General features: G+C 54.2%; 14 protein-coding genes. 7 read left to right on the forward strand and 7 right to left on the reverse strand.

From position 1 onward, the window contains the following. Positions 1–43 precede the first annotated feature (43 nt). The 4 genes from DPEP_RS06635 to DPEP_RS06650 form a co-directional block, all read right to left on the reverse strand. A complete protein-coding gene (locus DPEP_RS06635) occupies positions 44–1,654 on the reverse strand; it encodes a PucR family transcriptional regulator (RefSeq protein ID WP_198003052.1) in 1,611 nt (536 codons plus the stop codon). 86 nt (positions 1,655–1,740) lie between these two features. Continuing rightward, complete coding sequence (locus tag DPEP_RS06640) at positions 1,741–2,535, reverse strand: family 1 encapsulin nanocompartment shell protein (protein ID WP_005660703.1); 795 nt, start codon at positions 2,533–2,535, stop codon at positions 1,741–1,743. 19 nt (positions 2,536–2,554) lie between these two features. Next, the gene (locus tag DPEP_RS06645) at positions 2,555–2,908 is read right to left on the reverse strand and encodes an encapsulin-associated ferritin-like protein (protein WP_005660704.1); all 354 of its coding nucleotides are present in this window, start codon (positions 2,906–2,908) and stop codon (positions 2,555–2,557) included. Positions 2,909–2,985: 77 nt separating this feature from the next. Continuing rightward, a complete protein-coding gene (locus DPEP_RS06650; RefSeq protein ID WP_005660705.1) occupies positions 2,986–5,169 on the reverse strand; it encodes a sensor domain-containing diguanylate cyclase in 2,184 nt (727 codons plus the stop codon). A gap of 213 nt (positions 5,170–5,382) precedes the next feature. Here DPEP_RS06650 and DPEP_RS06655 point away from each other — a divergent pair, with 213 nt between their 5' ends. Continuing rightward, positions 5,383–6,828: a chemotaxis protein CheW gene (locus tag DPEP_RS06655; protein ID WP_005660706.1), complete on the forward strand. Its 1,446-nt coding sequence runs from the start codon at positions 5,383–5,385 to the stop codon at positions 6,826–6,828. A gap of 40 nt (positions 6,829–6,868) precedes the next feature. On the opposite strand, the gene DPEP_RS06660 is transcribed toward DPEP_RS06655, so the two are convergent. After that, positions 6,869–7,843 (reverse strand): biotin--[acetyl-CoA-carboxylase] ligase, encoded by a 975-nt coding sequence (locus DPEP_RS06660; RefSeq protein ID WP_040382466.1) that lies wholly within the window; start codon positions 7,841–7,843, stop codon positions 6,869–6,871. A gap of 120 nt (positions 7,844–7,963) precedes the next feature. Here DPEP_RS06660 and DPEP_RS06665 point away from each other — a divergent pair, with 120 nt between their 5' ends. The 4 genes from DPEP_RS06665 (at position 7,964) to DPEP_RS06680 (ending at position 12,224) form a co-directional block, all read left to right on the forward strand. Then, positions 7,964–8,521, forward strand: coding sequence for a CD3072 family TudS-related putative desulfidase (locus tag DPEP_RS06665; protein ID WP_005660708.1), 558 nt, complete (start codon positions 7,964–7,966; stop codon positions 8,519–8,521). Positions 8,522–8,641: 120 nt separating this feature from the next. Continuing rightward, complete coding sequence (locus tag DPEP_RS06670) at positions 8,642–9,667, forward strand: endonuclease/exonuclease/phosphatase family protein (RefSeq protein ID WP_005660709.1); 1,026 nt, start codon at positions 8,642–8,644, stop codon at positions 9,665–9,667. Between the two features lie 96 nt (positions 9,668–9,763). Beyond that, positions 9,764–11,455 (forward strand): methyl-accepting chemotaxis protein, encoded by a 1,692-nt coding sequence (locus DPEP_RS06675; RefSeq protein ID WP_005660711.1) that lies wholly within the window; start codon positions 9,764–9,766, stop codon positions 11,453–11,455. Between the two features lie 37 nt (positions 11,456–11,492). Beyond that, positions 11,493–12,224 carry a cyclase family protein gene (locus DPEP_RS06680; RefSeq protein WP_005660713.1) on the forward strand — a complete coding sequence of 244 codons (732 nt, stop codon included), beginning with the start codon at positions 11,493–11,495 and terminating at the stop codon, positions 12,222–12,224. Between the two features lie 56 nt (positions 12,225–12,280). Here DPEP_RS06680 and DPEP_RS06685 read toward each other — a convergent pair whose 3' ends face one another. Then, a complete protein-coding gene (locus DPEP_RS06685; protein ID WP_241760466.1) occupies positions 12,281–14,218 on the reverse strand; it encodes a S9 family peptidase in 1,938 nt (645 codons plus the stop codon). Between the two features lie 103 nt (positions 14,219–14,321). Continuing rightward, on the reverse strand, positions 14,322–15,944 hold the full coding sequence (locus DPEP_RS06690; protein WP_005660718.1) for an ABC transporter substrate-binding protein: 1,623 nt from the start codon (positions 15,942–15,944) through the stop codon (positions 14,322–14,324). A gap of 484 nt (positions 15,945–16,428) precedes the next feature. Between DPEP_RS06690 and DPEP_RS06695 the strand changes: the two genes are divergently transcribed. Then, entirely contained in the window at positions 16,429–17,355 is a 927-nt protein-coding gene (locus DPEP_RS06695) for an ABC transporter permease (RefSeq protein WP_005660719.1), read from the forward strand. Positions 17,356–17,368: 13 nt separating this feature from the next. Beyond that, positions 17,369–18,277 (forward strand): ABC transporter permease, encoded by a 909-nt coding sequence (locus tag DPEP_RS06700; RefSeq protein ID WP_005660721.1) that lies wholly within the window; start codon positions 17,369–17,371, stop codon positions 18,275–18,277. The last annotated feature ends 11 nt before the right edge of the window (positions 18,278–18,288 follow it).

Raw genomic sequence — 18,288 nt, forward strand, 5'->3', positions numbered from 1 at the left:
GCTAAGCTTCAAATATAGGCTGGGAATATTTAGTTCCTTGGGGTCAATATTCCTCAAGGTCTTGGTTCATGAGGTACAGCTTTAGCGATAGAGCCAGGTTCAGCCTTTGCTCGCTGTCCTCGGGGTCAAACTCAAGGAGGTCGCATATCTTGGCGTAGCGGTATTTCAGTGTGCTGTAGTGGACGGAGAGGTCCTTGGCCGCCGCCTTCATCTGCCAGTTGTTTCTGACCATGGCTTTGAGGGTCCTTAGTAACTCCGATTTTCGCCTCTTGTCGTGGTCTATTATCGGCCCGATGTACTCCCTGTAGAAGGAATGTCCTGTGTCGGTGTCGTATAGGGATCCCAGAATCTTGTAAGCTCCCAGGTCCTTCCAGAAAGTTACCCGGTTACCGCCTGTTGCCGCCCTGACCATCTCGAGGGCTTTTCTCGCCTCATCGTAGCTGTGGTGACACTCGAAGACGCTGTCTTTGGGACTTCCGATCCCTATGGTCACGGTAAAGTGGGTGTCCTCCTTTATGGAGGTCTGAATATCCCTAAAAAGCGGTGTGGTCTTGGCCTTAAAGGCCGGGAACCCTTCTTCTGTGGGCAGTATGAACGAGATGGAGTCGCTCATTTCTGTATAGGGAACCGATTCGAACAGGCCATGAACGTGATTTTTGCAGATGCGGTATATCCGCTTTTTAGTGCTTTCCAGCATAGGAAGAAAATCCCTCTCCCTTGATCTCTTCTCGAACTGGTGTTTGTAGTTGTCTATGTCCATGACGACGACGCAGTGGGATCCCTGGAGGTCCCATCCGAACATCTTCGCTCTGTTCCACACCTCCCCCTCGAACCTTAGGTTATGTATGAGGATATCCTGTACGAACTCGTTACGATATCGACTCTCCGCCTGGATCTCGGCTACGCGTCTCTGCATGTAGAGTAATATTGCTCCCTTGGCCTGGGTGATGGGTATCTCGCAGTTTCGCTCCGCTAGGTCCTCCTGTTTGCAGTCGAAAAGGAGATATCCGTATACCTTGCCGTTTAGCGATATGGAGTCTGGAGTCCCCGACGAGAGCAGGTCTCTCAGCGGGATGGAATCGAACCTGGACCGTAACGACTGGGCTTCTCCGAAGAAGTATCTTTCCCCTGTGAGGGTGTCGACGAACCCGAAGGGTTTATGGGTGAAGTTCTGTAGGTTCTCCAGTATAGTCTTAAGATCCGCTCCGTTTACCGAGAGGTTGAAGAAGGAGTGACGGACCGTTTCTGAATAGCGTAGAAGCCTGGCCTGTCTGTTGACTATCTCCGACAGTACCGGATGGATTATGTCGGCAAAGGCGAAGTGGTTGGGGACGTGGATCAGAGGTATCGATGAGGATTCCGCTAGCTCTATCGCTTTAGATGGGACCTCCTTTATGTAGCGATCGGTCTTTATGCCAAGACCCGCCGCCCCTATCTCTGCCAGGCTTTTTATCAGATCCATCAAGAGCTCAGTCGAGTCCTTGAAAATATAGCCGGAACTTACGATGAGATCCCCTTCCCTGACCCATGAACAAGCGTCAGGTGCGTCCATGACGGTCACGCTTCTAACCTGTCTGGAAGCGATGTTAGCGGCTCCAGCTATAACCCTGAGCCCCTTCATGGGCGGCAGATCCAGGATTTCTTGAATTGTCATGCTCAATCGAGATACGTCCCTTCTAAGAGAAAAGGGGAGGAAGCGATATCGCTTCCTCCCCGTCGGTTATGCCGTTTTTTCCGTTATTACAGTGTCAGAGGTACTATTGCCTCCGGGCCGGGAACGAAGAATGTGAAGGATTCTGTGAGGAACAGCTCCACCATTCCGTTGGAGGATCCGGAGTAGCCTATGGAGAGATCCTGTCCAAGGACCAGGTCCATGTCCCCGCCTCTCTTGGAGATGACGAAGGAACGATCCACCATGGGGGACAACACGACTTCATCCACCATGGATTCTATCCTCTTTCTGAGGGGATATCCCTTGGAGAGGGTGGCTATCCTCTTCCACAGTTCCTTTTGGGCTATGAGGACGTACGGTCCCTCTACCGAGCTGGCTTTCAGAGTCATTACGGCGTCGGCGATGGCCTGTATGGCTCCGTCGTCGTCGGAGGATACCTTTACAGCTCCGTTCTCGGAGGAGTTCTCCATTCCCAGTATGCAGCTGGAGTCCATTCCGGTGTAGATCGCCTTCTCCTCGAAGAGAGCGATCTTTCTGGCCGCCTCCTCGAGGGGACTCATGTCGGTGGTCTCGCTGCCCCTGCTGATGTCGTCCAGATCCCAGCGACTCATGGCGAAGGGAACCCTGACCTCCACCAGAGGCTGAATTCTCCTTATTCCGTGGCTTGCTCCCTCCACGAATGGAGATTCGGATACGTCCAATCTTCCCATGGGCCAGCCGTGATAATCCCAGCCGAAGGGTCCCTTGACGTCAACGACCCTTCTGGCCGAAAGGCAGCCCTTGAGGACGTCTCTGGCCTGTTCGTCTATAGCGTCCCAGGCTTCCTGAGTGATAGGAGCCAAAGATCTTCTCAAAAGGTCCATTTCTGTTCCTCCTTATTCGTCAGCTAAGCTTGCCGAGCCCGAGGTCCGATCCTCCGGCCGATGTTCCACTGGAATCGGCGTCCCCGCCGTCCTCCAGGGAGAGTATCTCGGCTTCGGTGAAGAGGTAATCTCTCAGTTCATCGTCCCATTTGTCCATGTTGCGGCGCAGCCACTCGATGGTCATACAGGCGTGTTCTATTTCCTCGTCTCTGTTATGGGCCATTATGGCCTTCAGTTGAGCGTCGGTGGACGTTGCCACCCTCTGGTTGTAGTAGTCAACCGCTTCCAGTTCCTCTTTCAGGCTGCTGATAGCACGAGAGATCTCTCTGGTCTTGTCGTCAAGCGCTTCATAGGGTTCGAAATACCCTGCCATAATTCCGCCTCCCTTAGTGTGATTTTATCCTTTACTAACTATAACATCTCATCTTTTCCTGTCAAGAACGTCTATCACTAGCCCAGAGCGGTTCCTGCCGCAGCGGACGCCCCGGCTTTTCTGACGAAATCCAGCTGTTCTTCCGTGTCTATTCCCGTCGCCACAGTGTCCAGGCTCAGCTTTTCGCCCAGGCCGATCATGGTTTTCAGGGCGAAATAGGACAGATCTTCCTCCATTCTGTCTATTTTCGTCATCTCCGGGTAGATTTTCAGCGATTTAAGCGGCAACTCTATCAGAATGTCGATTGGGATGTAGTGTTTGCCGAAGTTTCTTATGGCCAGAGAAATCCCGATAGAGGATAGCTCGTCCAACAGGGAGGTCAGTCTTTCTACGTCCTTGGCCAGAAGAGCGTCGTCGATAGACAGCTCCAAAGACGACGGTTCTCTGCCCTCGTCTTTAAGCATCCCGGAGAGGCATAGTGATAGGCCGCCGTTCCAGAGATGCCAGGAAGACAGATCCATGGTCAGAGGTGTCCGGGGTTTTTCCTTCATGGCTTTTCTGAGAACCGTCAGGTCTATCTGGGTAGCTATGCCCGTATTTTCCGCCCTTTCCATGTAGGGTAGACCTTCTAGTGCGTCACATCTTGGGACTACCTTTATAGCCCTGAGTCCTCTATCTCCCTGTATGTGGAATTCCGGCAGATACTGGGGGTAGAAGGCGTCCATTTCCATTGCCTCTCGGATGTTTTTGTCGAGCTTCGTACCCTCTTCGTCGACTCCGTCCTCTTTTTCGTCGTATACCGCGATGCCTAGACCTCTTCTCTTGGCCCTGTACATGGCGGAGTCGGCGGATCGGAAGAGAGAATCGGGGGTCTCGCCGTCTTTAGGATAGAAGGCTATTCCTAAGCTGGCCGAGACCAGGAGAGAGGAGTCCTCCATGGCGAAAGGCTCTCTCAGCGAGTTCAGGATTCTCTCGCTCTGTGCCATGGTGCTCGAAAATATATCGTCTTGCCCTACCACTATTGCGGAGAATTCGTCTCCTCCTATTCGGGCGATGGAGTTTTTCTCGTCCATGACAGATAAAAAACGACGGCTGACTTCTTTCAGTAGTAGGTCTCCCACGGAATGACCGAACCTGTCGTTTATGGCCTTGAAGCCGTTGAGGTCTATCATTACCAGTCCCACCTGAAGTTTTTCCGATAGGGATTTATCGAGGATACCGGCTAGCTTTTCCTCCAGTGCCCTTCGGTTTTCGAGACCGGTCAGCACGTCCTCGAGAGACTCTCTCTTTCTGGTCCTGAGAAGGTTGTTGAAGGCCTTGCAAAGCGTTCCTATTTCGTCGTCTTGATAGTCGTCCAGGAGGAGAGGGGTATCCCTGGATGCCTGTCTCTCCAGGGACTCTAGCCTCTTGAAGAATTTTCGGTCCAACCATAACAACGTGCCGGACCCCACGATAAGACTGGAGATGACCAAGGCCAATATGCACCAAAGAAGGAGGCTTTCGCCGGCGTGTATCAGATGAGACGGATGGTCGATGACCATTTTTACGGGGGTAATGCCTTTTATCTCTGGTAGGTCGACCGTCAGGTACACCCGATCCTGAAAGATGTTTTCCGGGAACGACCTCTTTGGTAGACCATCCTCCGGGATCAGCCTTACCTCCGCCGTCTCTCTCGAAGGGGTGAACCAGCTTTTATTCGGGATCGATCCCATGACCATCCATCCCGCCGACGGACCGGAACAGTCGTTCTGGAGAATAGGAGACGCCGTGACGGCGGTTATCCCGAGTATAGGCAGTACTCCGTATCCGGATAGGCTACAGTTTTCATCTTGAATCTGATCCATGAGAATTTCTCGAATAGAATGTATTATAGGGTTGGGGATGGTTACGACGGTTGGCCGTTCTTCGCCCCTAAGAGCGCTCCAGATCGGCATACCGCGGTCGTCGAAGACGGCTATCAGGGCTAGTCCGTTGTCCCATAGAGATTCGGGGGGGATGTTTTCATCTATGTAAGAGAGATCTTCGTTACGAGCGAAGTCGTAGGTCGCGTTCCACCAGGACCAATCCTCGTTCAGACGGAGCTGGGCTCCCAGCATCTTTTCGGCGGCCGAGGTCATATGTATCGAAAGGTCCTCCAGCTGCTGTACCTCCAGTTTTCGGAAACGAGCCGTCTGGATGGTCCCGACCAGCAATGTCGCCATGAATAGCAGGGCTGTCGTGGCTATGACTATCACCGATAGAGATTGAGATCGCAATTTCATGAATAACAGCTCTTTTCCGAGAGATCGTGTAGGTAGCCTCCGACACTTTAAACAAAAACGGTGCCTTAGGCAAGTTTATGTTGCCTTTCTTCCCCGATTTCCCGGTGGTTTGAGCGGAAAGGCCCGGTGTAGCTATCGTAGAATGACCCATTCGGGGTGTTATCTGTAGTCTTTTTGAAAGTGGATTTGAATCTGTGGAGGGAGGTAAGTGAGATGATGGCTAAAAACAGCTGTATCGAGTTCGTCCTGGACGGGCGTTATTTTGCTCTGCCGTTGGAGAACGTCAAGGAGATAATTTCCCGCCCTGAGATTACCCCTTTGCCCATGGCGTCGAAACACGTCAGAGGGATAATCAACCTTCGAGGTGACGTTATTCCGGTCGTCGATCTGGCGATACGACTGGGAAGCAGCGAAGATAAGGTCGATCGCTCAGAGGTGCTTATACTGGTCCTGGACGGCCTTACCGCAGGGGTCATGGTGGATTCTGCGTCGCAGGTCGCCGAGTTGGATCTCGGCGACCTCTCCGAGCCGGAGGGGAATGAAGGTGCCGGATTGGACAGGAGCGCCGTCAAGGGAGTGGTCAGACACGAAGACCGTCTTGTGGTTCTTCTCGACGCGGCGGACATACTGTCGGTGGACAGGGAGATGTTGAAGCGCATAGCCGCTGAAAACCACGACGATCGCATGGACTCTCAGAGTAAATACGAAACGATGAGAATAGTGACCTTCGATCTAGACGGGGATAATTACGGTTTCCGCCTGGAGGAGGTCAGAGAGATCCTTCGGTATCAGCCTCCGGTGTCGGTTCCCGACGCGCCTCCTTTCGTCGAGGGGGTACTCCAGGTAAGGGGCAATATCCTTCCTGTGGTCAACCTGAGGGAAAGGCTTCGCCGAGGCGGGGAGCTGGACCAGGAGAAGGGTAAGATCCTCGTGGCGGATTACGGGGACTTCCGTCTAGGATTCGTCGCGGATGCGATAAAAGAGGTGTTGGAGGTTCCCATGTCGGAGGTCAGCGAGCCTCCTTCCGTGGTCAGAGGCGATTCGAACAGGCAGACCGTGAGCGCCATAGTCCATCACGACGATGATATCGTGACCATCTTGGATAAAGACGGTCTGGTGGATCGTGAGAGGCTGAGGGAAATGGGCTCGGAGGACGACAGGGCCTTTGCGGATAAGGAGGACGGCGGAGGCTCGGAGACACTGGTGGTCTTCAAGGTCAGCGGCCAGCCTTTCGGTCTTCCGATAACCAGGATCAAGGAGATCAATCGGGTCGGCAACCTGTCCGAGGTCCCCGGTATGCCCGATTTTGTGGAGGGGGTGTTGGACCTTCGAGGGGACGTCATACCTGTCGTGAGTCTCAGCAAGAGACTGGGCCTTAAGTCCAGCGAGGGCTCCGAGGAGGACGGCAGGATCTTGGTGGTCGAGCTGGACGACTCCTTTCTCGGTTTCATGGTCGACGATGTCACCGGCGTGATGGAGGTTCCCCTGTCCCACATGAGCGAGCCTCCTCTTTCCATGAAGGAGCTGGGAAGGGCCAGGGATTTCGTGTCCCAGGTGGCCAGGACGGACGTAGAGGGCGAGAGGATGGTTTTGGTATTGTCCCCCGAGAGCGTTTTGTCCTCCCAGGAGGTCGTATCGGCAAGAAACTCGATTTCCTGATGCGATCGGGAGAGGCGGCTTTTTGCCTCCTCTCCCGATTTTATCTTTTTAAAACGGATCCTAGATGTACCTCTCCGGACAGAAGTTTTTCGCTGCTTCCCCCCGGAAAATGGACCTCCAGTCTTCCCTCTTCGTCGATGTCTCCTGCCGTAGCGGTCACGGTGATTCCATCTTTCTCGAAGGATATCTCCTTGCCCTCGAGCCAGGAAAGCCTGCGGCATATCTCCAGATAGGTTTTCCCGTTTCCTTTTAGGTATCCTCGGTAGAGAGGCTCGAAACGGTTCAGTACCTCCGCGGCGATTTTTCTTCGGTCGAGAGATCTGCCCCCTTCCAACAGCAGCGATGTCGCCACCTCGTCTACCGGTTTAGGAAAGGCTTTTACGTTTACGTTTATGCCTATTCCCATCACTATGAAGTCTATTCTGTCCAACTCGCAGGTCATCTCGGTCAGTATGCCGCATACCTTTTTACCCGATATCAGGACGTCGTTGGGCCACTTTACCTTGGGGGCGAATCCCATAGCCTCCAGTGTCACTGCGACGGCAGCCGCCCCTATCTGGGTTATCGGCGGCGCCGTTGCCGGAGGGGTCCCCGGTCTCAGCACGATGGACATTTGAACGGCCTCGCCGGGAGAGGAGCTCCAGCTTCTGCCGCTTCTTCCTCTTCCTCCGGTCTGATGCTCCGTCGTAACGACCGTGCCGTCGACGCAGCCCGATCTTCCCTCCGCCTTGGCGGTCAGGTTCGTCGACTCCACCTCGTGGTGGTTTATCACGTTTCTTCCTATGAAGTCGGTGTCTAGAAGAGGAACGATTTCCTCCGAGGTCAGGACATCGGGAGACGAGATTATTCTGTATCCCTTTCTAGGCACGGACTCGACCTGGTAGCCGTCCTCTTTCAGCTGATTGACGTGCTTCCATACCGCCGTCCTGCTTACTCCCAAACTGTCGCAGATGGACTGCCCCGAGACGAAGTCGCCTTGTCTTTTCTTGAGCATCGTCAGTATCTTTCCCTTCATGACCACCATCCCTTTCGGTTCCCATTGTACTAGTGGATATCTTTTCGGAAAAGCCGCCTTTCCGTGCAGATAAAGGTGTCTTTTTTGTTATAATCAAGATGCCTGATTGGAGGGGTGCCTGTGAACAGATCTAGACGCTATGTACTTATATCTCATTGTCTTTTGAACGTAAACTCCAAGGTCGATGGCTACGGGCTATATTCCGGAGCTCTGGAACCTCTGGTCCTTCCGTTGATAAAGTCGGGGATCGGGATATTTCAGCTTCCATGTCCCGAGGCCACCTTCGCCGGAGCCAGGCGATGGGGAATGACCGTAGAACAGTACGATATCCCGGCCTATCGCCGTCACAGTAGATCGTTGTTGGAGCACGTGGTAGATCAAGTCGAGGACGATCTTGCCAACAAAGTGTCGGTTCTCGGCGTCGTAGGGGTGGATGGAAGTCCGAGCTGCGGGGTCGACTGCACCTGTTACGGTTACACCGGAGGCATGATCGGAGGTGGCGATGCCGTCGCCCGAAGTGTGGATTCGGTAAAAATGGGGCCGGGGCGAGGGGCTTTCATGAAGGTCCTGTCGGTCATGTTGGAGGAAAGGGGTATCGTCCTTCCCTTCGCGGCGGTAGACGAGGAAAGTCTCGACGGAATCTCGTGGAAATCGATCGAAAAGCGTTTATCCGTGTAAGGGGTTTCTGGATTATCGTCAAAAGCAAATAGGGCAGGGGAAATTCCCTGCCCTATTTGCTTTTTGATATGCTTATTTTCACGAACCTAGGTGATGTCTGTAATGGAAGGGAGTTTTTTTATGAGAAGGTTTACGAAAAAGGTGATTTTGGGGGCGCTTTTGGCGGTCATATGGGCGGCTCAGGCCCCTGCTTTGGTCATAGGGACCTTCAACATCGAGTATTTCAACGTGTCGGGAAAAAAGGCATATTCGCAGGAGGACTGTAGCTACCTGGCTCGACTCATAAAGGAGAGCGACGTGGACCTGTTGGCCCTGCAGGAGATAGAGGGCGACGCTACTATGAGGTTTTTCGTGACCAAATTCCTGCCCGGATGGGCTTATTCGGGCAACGACACTGGAGGCAGGCAGGACCTCTATTTTCTATGGCGGAAGGACAGTGTTCGAATCTTGGACGGCCCCGTTGTTTACGGCGCCAACGGGTCCTTCCGGTTCGAGGGAAAAAGCTATCGTCTCCACGACAGGCCTCCAATGGTGGGACTCTTCCTGGATATCGAGGGAGACAGACGGTTCCACATGGTCAACGTCCATCTAAAGAGCCAGAGTACCAGGGGCAAGGACGATCAGGACAGGGCGAAGCGTTACAACGATTTCAAGAGAGGGGCTCAGATCGACGGTATAAACGGTATAGTCGGTTCTCTCAAGGGGCCGGTCTTCATCCTAGGCGATTACAACGTGGACGATCCAAAGGGAACGAACTTTCCCCTTCTCTCCCTGCCGAAGGGGAGCTACAGCTACGACGATAGAAAGAGCCGTCTGGATTACATAGGCTACCTCGGCATAGAGAAGTCCGATTCATGGAGGCTCTTTGAGGTGGAGACGTCGATCCCCGCCAGATCTACTAAAAGAAGTCAGAGCCCCGATCACGATATGGTGCTTTTGGACCTGAACTGGGATGGAAGCCCATCCTCGAAGAAAGACATCAATGACGTGGAGAAAAGGGAACAGATCGTCTACGTGACGGAAACGGGTAAAAAGTATCATTCCAAGGGATGCTCGTATCTGAAGGGCAAGGGAGAGCCATTGTCGTTGGATAAGGCTAAATCCCTGGGGTATTCTCCCTGTTCCCGTTGTAATCCCCCTAAATAGTTTTTGGTTTTTTTGATGGATTCGATATATACTGATATATATAGCTTGTATGGGATTGTCTTTTTTCCGAGATAAGAGTGAAAGGGAGGGCTTTATTTGTCTCGTAGTATCGTTTCCAAATTGGGGGTTCTGACGGCATTCAGTTTAATCCTGTCGATAGGGGCCCTGGCCTTCGTTGCCATCAGAGGTGTGGGGAATATGTCCCTTTCCGTCGGTTCCGTGGCTGAACGTATGTTGAACGAGGACATAGAGAACAAGAACGCCATGAGCGCCAAGGGAGCCGAGGATTACGGGAAGGCCATGTCGAGCTATCTGGCCTGGATATCCGCCGCCCCTCTGTGGAACTTCAACGAGGAGTCGCTGTCGGATTACGCTGCCGGGATGTTGGAGGTTCCCAACGTCGCCTATGCCGTGATCTACGACGACGGCGGTGCGGTGGCGGCGGGAGAGAAGCCCGAGGGGCGCGGCTTTTCCCCCTTCAAGGCAGATATCGTCCACGAGGGAGAGGTCATCGGCTCCGTGGAGGTCGGTCTCGATCTGTCCTATCTGGGAGATCTTAAAAAGGGTAGCGAGGAGACCAGAGATCACCTGATAGCCGAGTTCAACCGACAGGCCTCCGAGACTGAGAGGTCCATAAGGAACAGGACCGTAACCATATCGATAGTGTTGCTGTCCGCCGTGTTGGCATTGAACGTTTTCGTTCTTCTAAGGGTCGCCTCGCCTCTTCGGAAGATGACCGAGGTCGTCAGGGACCTCGGTGAGGGAGAGGGAGACCTCACGGTCCGGATGGACATAAAGACCTCCGACGAGGTCGGCAGGCTCTGCGGCTCGTTGAACCAGTTTATGGACAAGCTTTCGACTCTCGTGGTCGACATGATGTCCATCGCTCGAAGGCTCGGGGAGGATTCCCACGTCTTGGCGGAGAGATCGCAGAGCTCTCTCGGCACGATAGATACGGTGAAATCCTCGATGGAGGAAATTATGGGGCTCTCTCAGACCAACGCTGCCGCTGTGGAGGAGTCCAACGCCGGGGTAGAGGAGATGGCCGCCACAGCCGAGTCCGTGGCGAAGGCCTCGGAACGGGGAGTGGAAGCCTCGTCCAAGACCTATAAGTTCACCGAAGGCGTCTCGGTGCAGATGGAGCAGGTGGTGCAGGACATAAACGGTGTCAGCGTCAAATCTCAGGAGAACAGGAAAAAGATGTCCTCTCTGGAGAACGCGGTGGAGTCCATAACCGATTTCGTGGGGGCCATAACTGGTATAGCCGATCAGACCAACCTGCTGGCTCTCAACGCCGCCATCGAGGCTGCCAGGGCGGGAGACGCCGGAAAAGGTTTCGCCGTGGTCGCCGAGGAGGTTCGCAAGCTCGCCGAGGAGTCCAATTCCGCTGCTCAGGAGATATCCTCCCTGATAGAGACTCTGTCGGTCTACGCCAAGGAATCAATCCAGGGGACGGTCGAGGAGGAGGAGATCCTGGGTAAGGTGGTGGATCGGGCCGATAGGCTCAGGAACGATCTAGCCTCCAGCATGAAGGAGATCGAGGCGGTTGATGGCGTCATGAACGAGGTCTCAGAGCTGAGCAAGGCTCAGTCTATGTCCAGCACGGAGATGGCCAACGCCGTGGACAGCATAGCTAAGGGAACCTCCGAGATAGTCGAACGTCTGGGCGATATCGGAGGGGTTACCGAGGAGGCCAAGAACGCTTTCGAATCGGTGGTTTCCCAGACAGAGGTTCTTTTGGAGGGGATGGAGCAGCTTAGAAGGCATCTGGATCAGTTCAAAGTGTGATCCCTATGGTCCGGATGGCCGATAGGAGGTGTCTCTAATGGATTTGATGGAGCTTTACCGCGAGCTGAAGGGCAGGACTTTCGTCGATCTCACCCACTCGTTTTGTCCCGGAATACCCCACTATCCCGCTCTTCACGATATGGAGAGGCGAGACCTCTATACGGTGGAAAACGACGGGTTCTGGGTGGAGAAGATGACTTTGGTGGGGCAATGGGGAACTCACGTCGATTCTCCGAGACACTTTGTCCCGGGAGGAAGGACGGTGGATCTTATCGATGTGAAGGAGATGTTCCTGCCTCTGGTCGTCCTGGACCTCTCTCGGGATGTCTCGGAAAATCCGGACAGATGTCTCTCCAGAGAGGATATTATCGCCTGGGAGGACTCCTACGGCAGGATCCCTGAGGGGTGCTTTTTCGCCCTCAGGACCGACTGGTCCAAACGCTGGCCCGACTGCGATGCCATGGACAACAAGGACGAGAAGGGCATTGCACATTATCCCGGGTATAGTCTGGATTCCCTCAGGTTCCTCTACGAGGAGAGGGGAGTGACTGCATCGGGACACGAGACCGCCGATACGGACTGCGGTGTCGACTCTTCCAACGGTAACATGGTCTGCGAGCATTACGTTCTGGCCCAGGATCGCTATCAGATAGAGCTGATGGCGAATCTGGATAAGGTGCCGCCTAAAGGGGCTCTGATAGTGGCGGCTTTTCCGAAGCTTAAGGATGGTTCGGGCTTCCCCGCCCGCTGCTTCGCCATACTTCCCTGATCTGTCTCCGTAACAATCGGAGGGAGAGCGATATCGCTCTCCCTCCGATTGTTTCTCTAGTCCTTGAGATATCTATCGAACCAACGGGAGATCTCCTCCAGACGAGCCAGTCTCTCCCGTGGTTTTCCCCCTCGACTTAGCTCGTGGTTTTCTCCCTTGAAGACGCATATTTTGCTGCCCACTCCGTGGCGCTTAAGGGCGGTGAACATCTGAAGCCCCTGGGACAGCTCGCACCGATAGTCCTCATCTGAGTGGATGAATAAAGTCGGAGTTGTCGCGCGGTCCGCGTATTTCAAAGGTGAATGCCACCATAGCTTCTCGACGTCGTCCCATATGTCGGCGTCCTGCTGGTCAGGGACGAAATAGTATCCTATGTCGGAGATCCCGGCCTTGGAGATCCAGTTGGAAATGCTTCTCTGGGAGACAGCGGCCTTGAATCGGTCGGTGTGGCCTATTATCCAGTTGGTCATATAGCCTCCGTAGGACCCTCCAGTAACCCCCATGCGGTCTTCGTCCACGAAGGGCAGTTTTTCCACCTCGTCCGTGAAGGCCATGATGTCTTCGTAGTCCACCGTGCCGTATTTACCCCTGATATCGTCGAAGTCGTTGCCCTTGCCGTCGCTTCCCCTGGGGTTGCAGAAGGCCACCACGTAGCCTCTGGCGGCCCAGAGCTGCATCTCGTGAAAATACACCTCGCCGAATGCAGTCTTGGGGCCCCCGTGTATGTGGATTATGGCGGGATACCTCTCTCCTTCTCTGTAATCCGTGGGTTTCATGATCCATCCGTCTATGGGGCAACCCGGGTCGGAACGGCTCGCCAAGGGCTCGGGAACGGACAGTATCCTATCGGACGTCGTCCATCCGTTGAAGCCCGAGACCCTGCGCTCCTCTCCGCTCTCAACGATGTAGAGCTCCTGGAGGGCGAGCCCCTTTAATCCGATCACGGCGGCCTTCCTTCCGCTTACATGGTAATCGTCCACGGAGGAGATTTTTTCGGTCTCCTGAACGATCTTTCCCGACAGGTCCAGAGAGTGTAGATGCGACTCGATTCCGTCGGTGGAGACGAACCAGATCTTGCCGCTGTCCACGAAGAAGGCCAGGTTGAGATCGGAGGTTCCGTAACGGCAGTCGCAGCCTACGGAGTTTCTGAGTCCTCTGTCGAGTCCGGGTGTGATCTCTCTCGGAACGCCGTCTTTGAGCACATGGAAGGCGACGTTCTCGTTTATGCCGTGTCTGTCGAGTTTCGACCCCGTGAGCACCACGGATTCGTCCAGATAGTCGGCGCACTTGCAGGCGAAGGCCCCGTCGGGGATCAACTCGTCGATCTCCCCTGTTTTCAGGTCCAGCTCCCTGAGGCCGCTCCTTATGGGCCTTACGTCGGTGAAGTCCGGGCCGGTTATCAGGACCTTGGTCTTGTCTGGGGAGAGCCTGTAGCGATCCACGTCCAGCGTGTCGGGGGTCAGCTTTCTGGCTTCGCCACCCCTTTCGTAGATGTACAGAGCCGTTCTCTTCTGGGCGGTGTACCCCTTGCCGTTGGAGCAGAAAGGCACCTGCTCGAAGACCATGTAGTCCGCTTCCGCCAGCTTTTCCGATTCCCTGGGATCCTCTCCCGACAGGAGATAGCGGTTCCCTCCAAGGTGGACGATGGACGAGATCGCGAACGTCAGGGATCCGATAGGCTGAGCTTCCCCTCCCCCTAGAGCTATGGCGTACAGGTCGGTGGTCCCCTTTTCTGGGTCTTTCCTGTCGCTGGCGAAGACGATCTCCTCGCCGTCGTTGTTCCAGCAAAAAAACTTTTCCCATCCGGATCCCGTCAAGGGGCGATTTTCCCCGGAGTCCAGGATATGGAGCCACAGTCTCGAATCGTAGCGGTTTTTCTCCAGGTCCGCCTTATGGACCGAGTAACAGATAGATCTTCCGTCGGGAGAGATGGACGGACCGGAGAGAAAGCGAAACTTCAGCAGGTCCTCAGGCGACATATTTCCCCTTTTCACGATAGGTCATCCCTTTCTTTCATCCAGTTCCAGAGAAGGGAGGCCGCAGGACGCGGCCCCCCTATCGTCTTGTAGTTTCGACTTGATTTTCCTACCCTAACCCCTATCTGTCCAGCCAGACCTCGGTCAGTTCGGTCATGTAATCTCCCAAAAATGCCAGATCTACCCCCTGGACGTCGGGGCGAGTGACAAGGCTGGTGGTCTGGTAGAAGAGGAACATCCAGACCGCGTCGTCCACTATTTGCTGCTCCGCCTTTCCGTAGAGCTCCCAACGTTTGTCGGGGTCGGTCTCTCTTCTGGCTTCCTTCAGCCAGCGGTCGACGTCGTCGTTTTTATATCGGCAGTAGTTGCCCTTGGGGCCGAAGTTGTCGGAACAGAACAGGGTGTAGAGGAAGTTGTCCGGATCGGCGTAGTCCCCGGCCCATCCGGCCCGGAAGAACTTGAAATCTCCTCGCCTAACCGCGTCGTAATGGGCTCCTACCTCGGAGGAGGACAGCCTGATCTTTATTCCCAGCTCTCCAAGTTGGGCCTGCATGGCCTCCGCTATGGAGCGGTGTCTGGGGTTGTTGTTGAAGTACAGCGTAAGCTCCAGACCTTTCTCATAACCCGCCTCCGAGAGGAGTTGTTTAGCTTTTTCCGGGTTGTACTCATAGCCCTTCAGATCGTCGTTGTATCCCGGCATCCCAGGAGGCAGCACACCTTTGGCCGGTTGGTATCTGCCGTTGAGGACCAGCTCGTTTATGCCCTCTCTGTTTACCCCGTAGTTGAGTGCCTGACGGAGTTTGAGGTTGTCCATGAACGGCTCGCCAGTCTGGCTCATGCCGTAGTAGTAGGTGTTGAGCCCCGGACGTTCCTGGAAGTAGGGGGCGAAGCCGTCCTTAAGTTCCTGATAGTACTCGTCCGGTATGTCCGGAAGGACGTCTATATTGCCCTTTTTGAACTCCAGATAGGCCACGCCGTTGTCCGGTATGACCATGAGATCGACTCCGTCCAGGTATGGCAGCTTCACTCCTATATCGTCCTTGCCCCAGTAATTCGGGTTTTTGCGGAAAGAGGCGATGCTGTCGTGTTTCCATTCCTGGAGGATGAAGGGGCCGGTCCCTACGGGATGAAACGTGAAACTCTTGCCCCATTTTTCGGCGTCCTCTCGGGGAATCACCCCGAAGGACGGATAGGTCAGTACCGCCAGAAACGGCGCGAAAGGCTCGTCCAACGTAAACCGAACGGTGTAGTCGTCCAGGACCTCCACTCCGGCCCACTCGGAGACCTTGCCATCGTTGAGCTCCTGGTAGCCCTTTATCTTGTTTGCGAAGAAAACCCTGGCGGATTTCATCTTTACCAAACGTTCGAAGGAATATTTTACGTCCTCGGCGGTCATCTCTCTGCCTCCGTTGAGAGCAGGTTCTCCCAGTACGTTATCGTGAAAAAGCACTCCCTTTCTGAGATGGAAGGTCCATACCCTGGAGTCGTCGTCAACCTCCCAGTTTTCGGCGAGGCAGGGAAGTATCTCCTTGCCGGAAGGGCTCGTCTTGACCAGTGTCTCTAGATAGAGATTGGTTCCCCTCGTGGCTGTGGTTATGTTGGATGTAACCGGGTCGAGCGAAGGTGGGTCGTTTATTATCCTCCATCTGAGGATTCCCCCGCTTTTAGGATTCGCCGATACCGTGGTAGACAGGATAGCTACGATAAGGGTGCCCAGTAATGCCAGCGCAAAGGTTCTTTTCATTTTTTCTTCCCTCCGTTTTCTCTCTGCCGAGATGATCGATCCCCATGCGTCCCCTGTGATGTCGAGTTTTTAGAATCCACAAAGGAATCCATTTTGAGGATACATTATGAGTATGCTGTCCTTTTGGTATCGGGGCAATAGTGGCGGTGTTAAAAAATAGGTGTTTCTATCGACAAATAGGAGTATAATAAACTCGTTGATCCTCATGTTACATCGTCTTCATCTCTCGAGTTTCCTCAAAAAAGACTATTTTTTTATCTTCCTGTTTGTTGAGTCCTGTTGTTAGCGGCAATTACTCTGACACCCGCGTCGTCGGGAAGGGGTTTTGTAACTTATGTTCATGGCTTTGTTTGGGGAGGTGATTAGTTTGTGCGATAAAGTTATCCGCTTTGTCGTGGGAGACCTCTGAAGGGGAGGTTCTCTCGGCATCACGGCGTCTCTTACGGTAGAGTCTTCATCACGATAGATAGGAGGTGGCCCTGGTATGTTCACTTACATAATGAGGCGAATTTTGTACACTATCCCCGTGGTCTGGGGAGTCGTTACGGCCGTTTTCATATTGATCAATGTGGTTCCCGGAGACCCGGCCATGATTATGATGGGTCAAAGAGGAGATCCCGAGACCTTGGCCAAGATCCGTCACGATCTGGGGTTGGATCTGCCCCTTCATAAACAATATATAAATTTCATCAGTCAGTTGATCAAGGGGGACCTGGGAACATCCTACAGGACCAACGAAAAGGTGGCAGATGCCATCAAGGATCGCTTAGGAGCGACGGCACGGCTCGCCATGTGGGCATTGGTGCTCGGTACGGTGATAGGTGTCGGTGCCGGGATTCTCTCGGCGGTCAAGCAATACTCGGTGTTCGATTATTCGGCCATGATAATAGCTATCGCAGGGGTGAGCGCCCCGGTCTTCTGGGTCGGGCTTCTGCTTCTTCTGATCTTCGCCTATGGTCTGGGGTGGTTGCCAGGAGCGGGATATGGCGACGGATCGTGGCGCTATCTCATACTTCCGGTGATTACCTTGGGAGTGAGACCGGGGGCTTTGACCGCCCGTCTTACCAGGTCCTGTATGCTTGAGGTCTTGAACCAGGACTACATAAGGACCGCCAAGGCCAAGGGATTGGCGGGCAATGTCGTGGTGATGAAGCATGCCCTCAAGAACGCAATGATCCCCGTGGTGACCATAGTGGGGACTCAGATAGCCTCGTTGCTTTCCGGTGCGGTCCTCACCGAGACGATATTCGCCTGGCCCGGAATAGGTCGTCTCTCGGTGGAGGCTCTCATAGCCAGAGATTTCCCCATGATAAGGGGGACGGTCATTTTTATGGCGTTGATTTTCCTCGTCGCCAACCTGATCGTCGATATCTCCTACGGCTTCTTCGATCCCAGGATCCGTTACGATTAAGGGGGGACCGAGGTTGAATAAAAAGGATAAAGCGGTCGACACCGCAAAGAACCGCAAGCACGGCAGTCTCTGGTACGAGGCATGGGTGCGTTTTCGCAGGAATAAATTGGCCATGTTGGGGCTTATCATGGTCCTCTTTCTCCTGGCCGTGGCCCTCTTCGCTCCTCAGATAGCTCCCTACGATCCCTTTAAACAGCTTATATGGACCGAGGGAAAGGCGGCCAAACTGGCCGCCCCTACAGCTAGTCATATCATGGGCACCGATCTCTACGGAAGGGATATCCTCAGCAGGGTCGTATTCGGGGCCCGCATCTCCCTACAGATAGGGGTTTTCGCCACGTTGGTGTCCCTAATGATAGGCATCCCTCTGGGGGCTCTGGCCGGTTACTTTGGAGGATGGGTCGACGATGCCATATCGTGGCTGATAAACGTGGTTTTCGCCTTTCCCTTCTTTCTCTTCGTTCTGGCTATAATCGCCGTATTCAACAATCCCAGCATGATGGTCGTCTTCGTTGCCATTGGTCTGGTTTCCTGGGTGCCGGTCGCGAGGATCACCAGGGCTCAGTTCATCTCCCTCAGGGAGAGGGAGTACGTAGAGGCGGCTAAGGCGCTCGGCATACCGACCTGGAGAATAATCTTTTCCCACATCCTTCCCAACGCTCTGGCTCCGGTCATAGTTCAGGCGACCCTGGGGTTGGGCAGCATCATAATGGTGGAGGCGGGATTGGCCTTCCTCGGTTTCGGAGCTCAGCCTCCCACTCCAAGCTGGGGGCTGATGATCTCGGTAGGGCAGAAGTACCTGGCCACCGGTCAGTGGTGGTGGGCGATCTTCCCCGGTCTGGCCATAATGTACACAGTTTTGGCCTTCAACTTCGTCGGAGACGGCCTGAGGGACGCTCTGGACGTCCGGCTTAAGAGATAGGAGGTGTCGGG

This window comes from Dethiosulfovibrio peptidovorans DSM 11002 (genome assembly GCF_000172975.1).
GTDB lineage: Bacteria > Synergistota > Synergistia > Synergistales > Dethiosulfovibrionaceae > Dethiosulfovibrio > Dethiosulfovibrio peptidovorans.